The organism is Candidatus Nomurabacteria bacterium, assembly GCA_020847275.1.
Classification (GTDB): domain Bacteria; phylum Patescibacteriota; class Minisyncoccia; order Phycocordibacterales; family JACOZG01; genus JADLCI01.
In genome coordinates, this window is the sequence record JADLCI010000001.1 from 1 (window position 1) to 13,511 (window position 13,511).

The 13,511-nt window shown below is 46.5% G+C and carries 13 protein-coding genes; 3 read left to right on the forward strand and 10 right to left on the reverse strand.

Features of this window, described 5'->3' with window-relative positions:
- From IT398_00005 to IT398_00015, 3 genes are all read right to left on the reverse strand, one after another.
- Positions 1-901, reverse strand: a 901-nt coding sequence (locus tag IT398_00005) for a DNA modification methylase (GenBank protein MCC6290457.1), incomplete at its 3' end; no start/stop codon positions are given.
- Between the two features lie 170 nt (positions 902-1,071).
- Positions 1,072-1,659 (reverse strand): hypothetical protein, encoded by a 588-nt coding sequence (locus tag IT398_00010; protein ID MCC6290458.1) that lies wholly within the window; start codon positions 1,657-1,659, stop codon positions 1,072-1,074.
- Positions 1,660-1,986: 327 nt separating this feature from the next.
- Positions 1,987-2,205, reverse strand: a complete 219-nt coding sequence (locus IT398_00015) for a hypothetical protein (GenBank protein MCC6290459.1) — start codon at positions 2,203-2,205, stop codon at positions 1,987-1,989.
- Positions 2,206-2,300: 95 nt separating this feature from the next.
- Between IT398_00015 and IT398_00020 the strand changes: the two genes are divergently transcribed.
- Positions 2,301-2,483, forward strand: a complete 183-nt coding sequence (locus IT398_00020; protein MCC6290460.1) for a hypothetical protein — start codon at positions 2,301-2,303, stop codon at positions 2,481-2,483.
- Here IT398_00020 and dnaX read toward each other — a convergent pair.
- From dnaX to IT398_00055, 7 genes are all read right to left on the reverse strand, one after another.
- Positions 2,480-3,514 (reverse strand): DNA polymerase III subunit gamma/tau, encoded by a 1,035-nt coding sequence (gene dnaX, locus IT398_00025; protein ID MCC6290461.1) that lies wholly within the window; start codon positions 3,512-3,514, stop codon positions 2,480-2,482. The genes IT398_00020 and dnaX overlap by 4 nt on opposite strands.
- A gap of 382 nt (positions 3,515-3,896) precedes the next feature.
- Complete coding sequence (locus tag IT398_00030; protein MCC6290462.1) at positions 3,897-4,850, reverse strand: tRNA-dihydrouridine synthase; 954 nt, start codon at positions 4,848-4,850, stop codon at positions 3,897-3,899.
- A gap of 1 nt (position 4,851) precedes the next feature.
- Positions 4,852-5,709, reverse strand: coding sequence for a hypothetical protein (locus IT398_00035; protein ID MCC6290463.1), 858 nt, complete (start codon positions 5,707-5,709; stop codon positions 4,852-4,854).
- Positions 5,710-5,716: 7 nt separating this feature from the next.
- Complete coding sequence (locus tag IT398_00040; GenBank protein ID MCC6290464.1) at positions 5,717-8,113, reverse strand: ATP-dependent Clp protease ATP-binding subunit; 2,397 nt, start codon at positions 8,111-8,113, stop codon at positions 5,717-5,719.
- A gap of 6 nt (positions 8,114-8,119) precedes the next feature.
- Positions 8,120-8,506: a hypothetical protein gene (locus IT398_00045; GenBank protein ID MCC6290465.1), complete on the reverse strand. Its 387-nt coding sequence runs from the start codon at positions 8,504-8,506 to the stop codon at positions 8,120-8,122.
- A complete protein-coding gene (serS, locus tag IT398_00050; GenBank protein MCC6290466.1) occupies positions 8,481-9,740 on the reverse strand; it encodes a serine--tRNA ligase in 1,260 nt (419 codons plus the stop codon). The genes IT398_00045 and serS overlap by 26 nt, the downstream gene beginning before the upstream one ends.
- A 57-nt stretch (positions 9,741-9,797) precedes the next feature.
- A complete protein-coding gene (locus IT398_00055) occupies positions 9,798-10,190 on the reverse strand; it encodes a hypothetical protein (protein MCC6290467.1) in 393 nt (130 codons plus the stop codon).
- A gap of 59 nt (positions 10,191-10,249) precedes the next feature.
- Here IT398_00055 and dprA point away from each other — a divergent pair, with 59 nt between their 5' ends.
- Complete coding sequence (gene dprA, locus IT398_00060) at positions 10,250-11,116, forward strand: DNA-protecting protein DprA (protein ID MCC6290468.1); 867 nt, start codon at positions 10,250-10,252, stop codon at positions 11,114-11,116.
- A 210-nt stretch (positions 11,117-11,326) separates the two neighbouring features.
- Positions 11,327-13,507: a type I DNA topoisomerase gene (gene topA, locus IT398_00065; GenBank protein MCC6290469.1), complete on the forward strand. Its 2,181-nt coding sequence runs from the start codon at positions 11,327-11,329 to the stop codon at positions 13,505-13,507.
- The last annotated feature ends 4 nt before the right edge of the window (positions 13,508-13,511 follow it).

Consider the following 13,511-nt stretch of genomic DNA (forward strand, 5'->3'; position numbering starts at 1 on the left):
TCGCAATGTCATGCTTGTTGAAGAATTTGCCTTTAGCCGAAAACCCCTGCACTCGATTAGGCAGATGCCAGACAATCATATTTCTGACCTTCCAGTATTTCTCCATCTCGTTCCAGACGGTGCGAATGTTTTTCCAGTTCTCGTAGATGATGATGGAGAAGGATTCCTTTTGAATCTTTGATACATTGGCCATCCATTTTTCGGTAAAGTCCGGCGGCAATTCGTCAGTGCCCAGATACCGCCGATCCCTTTTATACCCAAAGCCTTCGGTGGACTTTTGTTTTTTCTTGCCCTTTAAATAATCAAGGATGTAGGGTGGGTCCGTGAAGCACATATCGGCCTTTTCTCCACCCAGAAGCTTTAGGGTGTCGGCTTCCTCGGTAGAGTCGCCACACATTAGCCGCGAGCCGTTTAGTTCATAGATATCTCCAACCTGAACCGAGACGGTGGTGATCTTAAGTTTCTCCAGCTCTTTATTGAGATCAAAGACTTCCGGGTTCTCCTCGGCGGGAAAGATGTCGTCTAAGTCTTCACTGGAGAATCCAATGTCTTCAAGAAAAGACTCGTCAAATTCGGCTAGGAGGTCGAGGTCAAACTCACCCTGGTTTTTATTTAAACGGAGGTTGAGTTCTTTTTCTTTTTCTAGATTTAAGTTGATATAAACAACCGGCATTGTGGCATAACCAAGTTCTTTGCAGACCGCCAACCTAAAGTGGCCTCCGATAACAATGTTTTTTCTTTCCTGGTTTTTGTTTGCAATGATCGGATCAACTGTTCCAAACCTTTTAATACTCTCTTTCAGGTCTTTTTTCTGGGTCTCATTCCATTTTCTCGGATTGTACTCAGCTACTTTGAGTAGATTGATATCAACATACTCTATCTCTATGTTCTTCTTTTCCATATTTAACACGGTTAAAATTAATAAGCCGTAACCTCGATCGGTTACCGCTTGATTTTTTCACCTATTCTCCCACGCCAAATGGAGCGGAGGTGGAGTCTGGGCGTCGGGGCGCCTTTATTTTTAAGCGTATGAAAAAGTTATCCACTCCGCTTGGGGTTTTGGTAGAGTTTTTACTTTTTAAACCTTATTTTATACAGAGGATTAATTATGTATCCCGAACCCCTTTTTCCCAAAATAACTTTGTTTTCCAACTTTAAATTAATTTTCATTTTTCTGTTGACGCTGGCAATTCCTTTTCTCAAGGATCCGTCCGTGTGGTGTGAACCGCTTTTTTCCAAGATATGTTTAACGGCAAGATACTGATTGTATTCAGAGAGGATTCTCAAGATATCAATTCCTCCAGAATTTAATTCAAATTTATTGTCATCGAAACCAACATAATTTTTACTGTCTATTTCTAGAACAATCTGCTCTTCATCTTTCTTAATAAGATACTCCAGTTCTTCTCTGATTATGTGCCTCATGCTCTCCTCCATACTTAACGGGGTGATTGATGGCGCCAGCTCTTCTTTAGAAGACAATTTTTTTAATATTGGATTTAGAGATTCATAAATTTTATTGACGCTTTCTTCTACCCCCAATTTGTTAAAAACTTGCATACTCTCTTCGATTTGCTCCCTGATTTTTTTATGGATAGGTAACGATTTTTTTTCTAAAGACTCGAGGAACTTTGGTTCGATCCCTTCTTTCTTAGCCATGCCTTAAATATTAGATTTTTAGGAGAAAAACTCAAGTCCCTAGATCTTGGGAGTGTCTCATTCGTCTCATTTATACCCCCGACCGAGACCCCTAATTTTGGTATACTAAAAATGCCCAAAGAAGCCCTCAACGGCTTGCCTTATATTAGTTCTAGACCGTGAGTGCCAGCACATTTTCGGAAAAGGCATTTTCGCCAACTGCCCGTAGAGCTAACTACGAGATGTTTACCTATATTGGAATGGAAAATCTACCCCACTTTCTCGTTTATAAAAAAGGATGAGGAACTTAACAATCCCAACCCGTTAAAATCGACAGCGTTGACACAACTATAACTTCTCAATCTCCTTTAAATCTTTGTCCGGCAGGTAGAGAATCACCAAGCCAACAGTAATCCCAACCACGGCCGTCCAAGTATGACCGCCGTCAAAAAGCCATTTATCAATACCATCCAAGACATACCAGATACCACGCCAAATTAAAACGAGCCCAATAACGGTCGAAATATTCTTTGCTAAATACGGTAAGGTTATTTTATGTTTTGACATATTCAATAAGTTAAATACCAAATAATCCTACCACCGAATCTCGGGCCAACGAAATTTGCTATTAGACAGGTTCTCTTTTTGCTATAATCATCTATATGGAAAAAATAATAATTAACTCCCCAGATATGTTTGGAACCCTGTGGATGATTGGCTGGCTTTTCTCCATCGGTTACCTCAAACTAACCTTCTGGAGAGGTGTTCTTGGTTTGATTATCTGGCCCTACTACCTGGGCGTGAAATTTCATAAAGGCCACAAGACGGACGAAGGGAAAAACTAAGAGGTCTTAGTTAGTTTAATCAAGGCAAGTTCAAGCGGTAAGGCCGGCACAGCGGACATGGCAACCTCCCTGTGGGCAACGAGTAATTCACGCAGAATTTCGGGCAAGCGCTCTGCCCTCTCGTGTGTGGCTAGACTTCTAATTGTTTTCACTTCATCTGTGCTCAAGTTCTTCAGCCACTCTTCCTGATTATTTTTATCCAAGCGCACCAGCAAGGCGAGCCTAATCTGGCGCAAGAGTAACCTGATCAGAGTTTTAACATCTTGATTTTTCAGGCTACTCGCTCGGACTTTCTCGAGTGCTCGTTCTAAATTCTGATCCAGAATCGCGCCGGCCAGATCCCGCACCAGATGCGCTGGCGGAGCGCCAGTTACCAGCTCGGCTTCGGCGAGAGTAATCTTGTTATCTGCGGAGGCACTCATTGCCTTCTGCAGGAGACCAACAGCGTCACGGAAGGAACCATCGCCGAGAAGCGCAATTAATTCCGCCGCTTCGGTTTCTAATTTGAACTTTTCTGACTTTGCAATCTGAAGCAACAAGGTCTGGATTTCATTCTGACTGGGCTTGCTGAAGGTGAAAGTCTGACAACGAGAAATAATCGTTTCCGGTACTTTATTCAACTCCGTGGTCGCAAAAATGAAGACAACATGCGCCGGCGGCTCTTCCAATGTTTTCAGAAGCGCGTTCCAAGCATCGCGCGTGAGCATATGAACCTCGTCAATCAGGTAAACTTTCCGCGGAGAACGAAAGGGCATCGTGCTTACGCCCTCTCGCAACATGCGAACCTCGTCAATGCCACGATTGGAGGCCCCATCGATTTCGTATAGATCCTCTGGCATCACCTCGAGCTCACTGGCCAATATTCGAGCAACAGAAGTTTTCCCCGTACCCCGAGAGCCGGCGAATAAGTAAGCGTGGGAAACATTATTAATCCGTAATGCTCCCTCCAGCACCCTGATCACCGACTCCTGGCCAATAACTTCGGAAAATTTGCTTGGTCGATATTTACGATAAAGGGCAAGTTCGGACATTTGCCCCCATTATATAGAAAAACGAGTATAAAAGAAGCCCGCCCCACATTACGTGGAACGGGCTTTCTTGCAGAAACGGCGTAAGTCGAACTAGGTCAAACCACACCCCTTTCTTTAGTTTGTGGCTACGAACCGTTCGTGGCCAGTGGTCGCCGTGGCTGATCAACCAGCGATCAGCTCGCCGTGCGCGCCGAGGTCAGCGATGATTGGTCTCAAAAAAAGAATGAATCTCAGGCTCAAAACAACCACCATAATGAGTCTTCATAAACGACTCCTTCCTGGTTCCCAAAGAACCAAGTGAAAAGAACTGCCCCCAGTGGCTCTGTCGAACCCTCGACAAACAAGCCAAACTGCGACCAGTATAGCAAGCCTCCAGAAATTGTCAAGCACCCCCCTCCTTCAGCCACGCCTCAATAATTGAGATCGCTTCCCCGGCAGTATTTGTATCCATCAGCCTTAGTCTAAGATCTTTATCTGAAACATAGGCCTTGAAATGCTTTTTCATCACCGCAAAGCTCTTAATCTGGCCAAGTAGTTCCCCGAAGAGTTCAATATGCCACGCTAGAATCTTCAGTTTTTCTGAAGAGCTCGGTAAATCTCTATTCTTTGCAAAAAGAAACGGATTGCCAAAAATTGCCCGACCCAACATTCCCCCATCAGCCCCACTGGCATTCACCCTTTCTCGCGCATCAGCTAAATCACGTAGATCTCCATTACCAATGATCAGGGTCTCGCTTTTTAGCTCATTCCTAATTTCTACTGCCCGACCCACTTCTTCCCAGCGCGCGTCCACCTTCGACATCTCCTCCCTCGTTCGAGCATGAATTGTCACAACCGTGGGTTTCTCCGCCAAGAGCTCTGGCAACCATTCTTCCAGTTGACTATCCTCATAACCCAAGCGCGTTTTCACTGAAACGGGTAAATCGCCCGCACCACGCTTGGCGGCCCTAATTAGTTCTCTGGCCAATTTTGGATTCTTGATTAGGGCAGCCCCAGCACCCTGCTTCTCTACACTACGATCTGGACAACCCATGTTGATATCGAGACCGTCGAAACCAAGTTCAGCCACCAGTCTAGCGGCCTGCTCCATTTTCTCCGGTTTACTGGTAAAAATTTGGGCCACGATTGGTCTTTCTGGCTCGGTAAATTTCAAATCATTCAGCAACACCTCCCGACCGGGACTACACAAACCATCGGCCGAGACAAACTCTGTCCACAAAACATCCGGCTTCCCACACTTCGCGATCACTCGGCGAAAAGCCGCATCCGTCACATCGGCAAGCGGGGCGAGGACGAAAAAGGGTCGAGGTAAGCTAAACCAAAAGTTCTTGGACATTCTAAGATTCTAGAAATTTATAAAAAACCTTGTCAGCAAATCGCGCATCTAGGTAGTCTAGCCGACGACCAGACTCGAGATTCTTTCGATACTCTTTGACAAAGACCTCCGTACCGAGGGCCACTTTAAAATCGGCAAACAACTTTTCTGGATCAGAATTTAAGTTCAAGAAAACAACGGCATTGTTAGACAGAAAGAATTTTAATTCCCCATCTAAACCCAGAGCAACCCGTTCTATTCCCAACCCCAAAACAGACTCAGCTAAAGCTTCCGCCAAGCCTGTTTTAAGATCAATCAACTTTTTGAAATCCGTCTCAGCAAGTGGGCGACCACCAATCGGGGTTATCGGCAAAGCTCCCTCAATCACAAATAGTGGTCGACCCAAGAATTCCGGTGCGGACGCAAAGGCAAGACCATGCTCATCTAAGAAAAAACAGTTGTCACCACCACCATCACACCAAAAATATTTAGCCTCCCGCTCACTGACACTGATTGATAGGAGATTATCCTTCTGCGACACTTTTATCTCCTTAAGATCCGGCAGGGACTGCGACAGGGTGCTGATAATGGTCTCCCGCGGGTAAAAGAAAATGTTTTTTCGGGGGAGAAGACCAAAATAACTACCAGCCAGAATTTCAGCGGACAGATTTTCAATTTTCTCTGCCTTAGTTGGGCTTGCACCACTAATCCGAACCTCTTGCAACAGAAATTTGTCCCAATGAGCCAGCCAGAGTATCTCTCCGACAAAGACAAGGAGGAGTGTCAGACGAAAAATAAGTTTAAGTCGATAGCGTCGTTTACGTTGAGCTTGCGCCTGCTTCAAAATCCCCGACCGACCAGTGATAATCTGTCGTGACATTGCCATTCTATAAAATAATCAACTTGCCACCCAAGAACTCGATCCGCGTCCCCGCTCCAACCTCACCACTAATTATTCTATCCGCAACAGCCTGCTCAACCTTATCCTGAATAAAGCGGGCCAATGGCCGAGCACCAAAAACTCGATTGGTTCCGGCGTCGGCCACACGATTAATCAGATCATCATTGAGTTGCAGCTCGATGCCCTGAGTCCTCAATCGGGCAACTAAGCGATTAAGAAGTAGACGAGCAACCTGAAATAGTTCCGCCCCGACCAGTGGATGGAAGATCACAATCTCATCGAAACGGTTGAGCAACTCCGGCCGGAAAAGTGACCGTTTGATAAGGTGGTTCACCAACTCATCCCGCGCGGTGCTTGGGTCACGCCCCGCCTCTACCATCTCCCAGATCATCTCGGCGGCGGCATTAGAGGTCGCGATAAAGATGATATTACGCGTATTGACTCGACGACCAAATGCATCAGAGAAAAACCCTTCGTCCAGAATCTGAAGAAACAAGTTAAGCACCTGCTGACTGGTCTTCTCAAACTCATCCAAAAGTAGAACCCCGTAAGGGTTCTGCCGTAGAAGATTAGCGAGTATCCCCTGTTTATTTTCGGCAAAAGAGCCAATCAGACGATTCAAGGCATCATCTGATTGATATTCCGACATATCTAGCCGCAAAAGCGCCTCCTCGCGCCCGAAAAGTGTCCGCGCTAACGCCTTTGCTGTTTCCGTCTTACCGACGCCAGTTGGCCCCAAAAAAAGAAAACTGCCGATCGGGCGCCCGCGGTTCGCCGTACCCGCACGACTCCGACGAAGCGCCTGACTAATTGCTCGTAAAGCCACCTCCTGGCCGATCACTTGATGTTGTAAATTTTGTTCCAAACTCAATAAAGATTCCCGTTCTAAAACAGAAACCGAACCAGCGGGGATCTTCGTTTTCTGACTGACAAAGGCCAAGACCTCTTCTCGCCCGATAATCTTCTCCCCACTACTCACCGCCCAAGGCACTAACTCCACCAATAAATCAAGGGCTCGGTCACTGATTGAATCTGTCTGGAAATATCGTCCAGCACTTTCAACCAAAGAAACAAGGGATTGGTAGGTAAAAAAGATTCCCAGCTTCTTTTCAAAATTTACCGCCACTTCCTCGAGAAAAATGATTAAACGCGACTGGTCGATTTCTGTCGCACGAATAACCTCGAAACGACGGGCTAATTCGGGCACACCAGCAATTGACTGTTGATAGGAATCCGTGTCGACAAGAGCAATAATCGGTAAAATTGCCGCCCCAAGATACGGATCGAGAAGCGAGGTTAATTCGCTGCCAAGTCTCCGCGCGCCAGCAAGCAAAACAGCGAGATCATCAATTACCAAAATCGTATTACCCGACTTGGCGGCCTCATTCATGATCTGCAAAACTGTCTGCTCAAAAGTGCCGCGCTCTCGATGGTCAGCAATCAGCAGGGCGGCGTGGAGAAGAACCGGGCGGCGGTGTTCTAGGGCCGGCACTACGAAACCACTCTTAATTTCATTCGCCAATTGCCAAATTATATCCATCTTTGACTCCCCTGCGGGCCCAACAATAAGCGCATTTGATTCTTGGCTACGCAGGAGGACATTCTCCAACTGTCGAACCTCGTCGCGACGCACCGTGGCGGTCTGCCGAAAGCCACTTGATTGTGGTGCCAGCAATAAATCTTCACTGTAACGATCGAGGACAAAGGTCTGTCCGAAAGACCAATCCTTAGCCAAACCAGGAATTCTTCCCAAACTCTCACGACTCCACCAGCGCTCGGCAAGAGCCTTGCGCTCAATCTCACTCACCACCCAAGCAACCGCGCCAACCAATTCCGGCTGATTGATCTCGTGGCGGAAAAGGAATTTGGCAAAATCTTCATTGTTGGAATAAATCCAGTCCGCCAACTTGGCCAAGGTTAGCGGTTCAGCGCCCGCGAGAGAGAGGGTGGGCAGATTCTTTTTCTGTGGTCGTGTCTGAAGAAAAGATCGGATCTCCGTATCCATCACCCCAAGACGTCTTAAAACCAAATTTCCCGTCTTGGATAACATAAAAGCCGTCAGAACATCCTCATCTTTATTTCTCAATCGATACAAAATACGCCCAACCGTAAAGGTGAAGAGATCCTCACGCCGATAACGATTAGTAATGATGCTAGAAAAATAATAAGAACGGAAAAAAACCTCAAGGAGGTGAAGCATCAGAATTGCCGTCGCGAGAATAAGCACCAATCCCAACCATCGAGAAGTCTGATCGAGAGACAAGAGCAATGCGAGTGTCATCACCTCCACTACCCAACGAAGAAATCGTCGGTCGCGACGGGAAATCAGGTTCTCCAAAACAAGAACTGGGTAAAGTCGACTAGATTTTATTCTTTCAAACATGGTGCATTATAATAAAAGCTTTATTCCCAAAAGAAGGCTCGCGACAACGATAAACGGCAAAGCAAACCAAACAATAAAAACAGCAAATCCTATCAACATTGAGATAAACAAAACAAATGTCCCGAAAACGACCAACAGAAAACGGATCAGGAAACCAATGAGACGCATAAATGTATTGATGAAGAAGCTTGCGAAAATTTCTGACAGATTAAAGCGACCAGGATAAGCCTCCCCCAGCCGTCTCCATGGAGAAAATAAAGTTTTCAGTAGTACGGGCAGAGAAAAGAAGTGGTAAATAAACCAGAGAAAGTCGCGGTAAATCCGGGAGAGGTCTCCCCAGGCAACCGTGTAATGCCAAACGAGATAATTAAATGGCAGAACCAAAATTGGCATATTGCTCTAGAACTGTTGGCAATTTAACCTTGCCATCAGCTTGCTGATAATTTTCCACCAAAGCGGCGATAATTCGTGGTGTTGCCATCGCCGTACAGTTGAGCGAGTGAGCAAAGTGAATCTTGCCATCGGTTCCACGATAGCGAATATTGAAACGTCTTGTCTGGAAATCGTGATAATAGGACGCACTAGACCCCTCGCGATAAGTTTTCTGACTTGGAAACCAGATCTCCGTGTCATACTGTTTTACCTTACTCAGTCCAAGATCACCGCCACAAATAAGAAGCCTTCGATAAGGCAACCCGAGTGACTCTAGAAATTCCTCATAATTACGATTTAGCTCTTCGTGTATCCGGGCTGACTCAGTGTGATCAGCTTTGCATAAGATGAGTTGCTCTAGTTTAAAAAACTCATGGACCCGAATTAGACCCTTCACGTCCTTACCGTGACTCCCGGCCTCACGACGATAACACGGTGAGAAAGCAAGATAACGCTTCGGTAAATCTAACTCATCTAAAATTTCATCCCCATGATAAGCCATCATGGGTACTTCGGCTGTCCCAGAGAGATAATCATCGTCCTGGGTCTTAAACAAATCTTCAGACTCTCTTGGAAGATGGCCCGTACCATAGAAATATTCTTTTTTTACAATTGCCGGAGCAATAAATGGCTGATAATCTTTCTGGCCAAAAAAAGCTCGCGCGGAGTTCCATAGCGCCCAAGAAAGTTCGGCCCCATCTCCACAAAGAAAGTAGCCCCGAAATCCGTGAACTTTTGTCCCCCTCTCGAAATCAACCCAGCCCAAATTCTGCATTAACTCAATGTGATCCTTAGGGGTGAAATCAAATTTAGGCTTCTCCCCCCAAGTGGCCACCTCCACATTCTCGCTTTCATCTTTCCCGTCTGGAACCGAAACATCTGGAACATTCGGCACCTGAAGCATCAGTCTCTGCCAATCGATCACAATCTCCTTCAGATCCGCTTCGTCTGTTTTGAGCTTAGTCTTTAAATCACGTAACTTGGTTAGAATCTCTGCTTGACCAGAAATATCTGTCTTCGCCACCTCTTCTCCCAGTTTATTCTGTTCAGCCCGCTTAGACTCTACCTCCGCCAACAACTTCAAGCGTTTCTCGTCTAAGACCAACAATTCTTCCACATTAAAGTCCAGGTGCTTTTTCATCACCGCGCTTTTGACTAATTCCGCATTCTCTCGAATAAACTTGATGTCCAACATATGGCGGAATTATAACAAAAAAAGCCCCGCGCGACAACGCGGGGCTTGAGTCTCAAATCAACCTTTTCTCTTCTTTCTTTTCTTTTTCTTGGGTCGGACTTGATCACGGCGGAAATCCCGGAGAAACTGCTCAAGTCTTGCAAATTCTTCTTCCGAGAGAGCGTCGACAAAAACATCCTTGGTCCGCCTGGCACCAAGAATCCGATCGTCAGGCCAACGCAAAATCGCAAACGTATCAACCCAACCATCCGGACAATTCCGGGCGAGACAACGGAGGTTCACGGCCAACAGACCCAAGGATAACCCCATAGACTCCGCTCCATCGCCCGATTCCCCGTTCAGATTAAAACGATAGTATCTAACCCCATCACTTCCGACCCCAACGAACATAACGATTCTCGCCTGAACCCGCTCTGCCGTGTCCGATGAACCTCGAACGAATGAATCCATACCTATCTCCTTTGTAAAAGACAAGAAACTATCCAGGCTAATGATACAATGTTGTTACCATGTCTGCAATTAATCGTCTATCCCCAGACACTTTCCCGCCCCAACTCCGAGAAATACCCGAACCACCAAAAGAATTATACCTTGAGGGCGCTTGGCCAAGCCCAGAAAGCGTTCTTGTGACGATTGTCGGTTCACGCAAGTATTCCAATTATGGTCGAGAAGCCTGCGAAAAAATCATTAGCGAACTATCTGGATATCCAATCGCCATTGTCTCTGGTCTGGCGATTGGCATTGATACAATTGCGCACAAGGCAGCGCTGGCGGCAAAACTCTATACACTCGCTGTTCCAGGTTCTGGCCTCGAACGCCGCGTGCTCCACCCGGCCTCCAACCGCCAGTTGGCTGACCAGATCCTAGAATCCGGTGGAGCACTCTTATCAGAATTTCCACCGGAATACCCAGCCGGACTTCATACTTTTCCCCGACGCAATCGAATCATGGCTGGACTCGCCAATGCCGTTTTAATAATAGAGGCTGGTGAAAAGTCAGGCACACTTATCACCGCGCGACTGGCAACTGATTATAATCGTGATGTCTACGCTGTTCCTGGCTCTATTTTCTCTGCCGGTTCCGTTGGTACAAATAACCTAATCCGACAGGGCGCGACACCAATCATGAGCGGTGGTGACCTGCTTACAGCACTTGGATTTGAATTACCAAATGAGTCTGCGCAACAAAAACTAAACCTCGATGAACTCTCCGAACCGGAGAAGAAGATTTACGAAATCTTAAGCGTGGAATCAATGCACCGCGACGAGCTCATCCGTATTCTAGAATTACCAACCAGTGAAGCCAACTCTCTTCTCGGTATTATGGAAATTAAGGGAATTATCAAGGAAACGATGGGTGAGATTAGATTAAATTAAAAAACGGCTCAGGAAAGGAGGTCCTGAGCCGTGGTGCCGCGAACAAGTGCGTCAGCAATCGTGTCTTGGCCATCGCGGGGGTATCTAATCCCCGGAATCTACCTGTGACACGGCGCCACACAAATTCAACGAACGACACCAATACCAGTCTAACACAAGTAAGACAAATTTGCAAAATATGAGCATCCATAGTACTAATTAGCGAAACTTATGAAATTGCTCATTGTTGAATCGCCAGCAAAAGCGAAAACGATTTCAAAATACCTGGACGGTGAATATACCGTGCGGGCAAGTGTTGGGCATATTCGTGATTTACCAAAATCAAACAAGAATGCGATTAATATTGCAGATGGTTTCGTACCGCATTATGAAATCTCACCAGGAAAGGAGAAGGTGGTGAAAGAGTTAAAGAGTTTAGCAAAGCGGTCAGAGAAAACCTTGCTCGCAACAGACCCCGACCGCGAGGGTGAGGCAATTGCTTGGCACATTAAGGAAGCAATCGGGCTGAAGAAACCAGAACGCGTCGTTTTCCACGAAATCACAAAGGAGGCGGTACAAGAAGCCATGAAACATCCCCGCCAGATTGATGAAAATCTTCGCTCCGCCCAAGAAGCACGGCGAGTGCTGGACAGATTGTTTGGCTACGATCTTTCTGGATTGATTTGGCAGAAATTACGCTACGGCCTATCGGCCGGAAGAGTTCAATCTCCGGCCCTACGAATCCTTGTGGAACGTGAACGAGAGATTAAGGCCTTTGTTCCAGAAAAATTTTGGGTGATAGAAGCGCTCCTTACCACAAAGGATGAAACCGAAATCAAGTTCACCTGTACGGTTGAGCCGAAAACGGGCGAAGAGGCGGCGAAAATCGTAGATCTGAGTCAGAAAAGTGATTGGCAAATAGATACCGTTAAACAAAGTGAGGCCAAGCGAACAGCCCGAGCACCATTTACCACCTCCACACTTCAACAAGCTGCTAGTTCGCGACTAGGCTATTCACCATCAATCACCATGCGGCTCGCCCAGAAACTTTACGAGGCGGGGCATATTACTTACATGAGAACGGACAGCACCAATCTGTCGCAACAGACGCTTGGTGAGATTGCCACGGTGGTGAAGGATCGGTTTGGTGATAAATATTACACTCGCCAGACCTATGCGACAAAAAGCAAGAACGCCCAGGAGGCCCACGAGGCCATCAGACCAACTCATCCCAATACCACAAAGGTTGGAAACTCCGCACAAGAAGAAAACCTATACCGTCTAATCTGGGCCCGAACAATTGCCAGCCAGATGAGCGCCGCTGAAATTCTAAAAACAGAAATTATTGCCCGGCCACAAAATCCAGAAATTCCTGACTTCAAGACCACGGGTTCGGTAATCACTTTTGCCGGTTGGTTGGAAGCTGACCCAGATGCCCGTGGTGAAGATCTGGAATTACCAGAAATCGAGAGTGGAGAAAAACTAAGATTGAAAAATATCGAGTCGCTTGGCAAAGAGACCCAGCCACCAAGACGATATTCCGAAGCTGGTTTGGTAAAAGAATTGGAAAAGCGTGGCATTGGTCGACCGTCAACCTATGCCCCAACGATTAAAACAATCATCGATCGTGGCTATGTTGAGAAGGAAGCCCGAAGCTTAAAGCCGACAGAAACCGGAGAAGTTGTAAGCACTTTCCTGGAACAATATTTTGCGTCCTATATTAGTGATGACTTCACTCGCGAGATGGAGGACAATCTCGACCAAATTGCCAGCGGCGAGCGTGAGTATGTAAAGACGTTAAAGGACTTCTATGGCCCCTTCAAGAAAGCGGTGGCTGAGAAAAAAGACATTCCCAAGATTACAAACCTTGGTGCTGCCCCAGAAGAGACGCGGTGTCCCCTTTGTGTCGGACCAATGATTATCAAACTGGGTCGCTCGGGCAAGTTTTATTCCTGTGCCAAATTTCCCGACTGTACTGGCGCCCGCAAACTTACTGGTGAAGAAATGTCGGGACCAAAGGAGACTGGTGAATCATGCCCGGAATGTAAGGACGGGAAGCTGGTAGAACGAGACGGAAAATTTGGCAAATTCATCGCCTGTGCCAACTATCCGAAATGTAAGTTTATAAAAAAAGACCCCGAACAGGAGGCGAAAAACGACACCGGAATCCAGTGTCCGAAATGTAAAAAGGGAACAATGGGAGAACGGCGTGGGCGCTTCGGCATCTTCTATGGCTGTTCCAATTATCCGGCCTGTAAAAATATCATCAAAACCAAACCAACTGGTAAACTCTGTGATATTTGTGGCGCCCTGATGATGACCGGGACCAAAACCATCCCTGATCGTTGTTCAGACAAAACCTGCGTTAATCACAATCCACACAAAGTTGAGAAGGCTAGCACGAAGAAGTAGAATT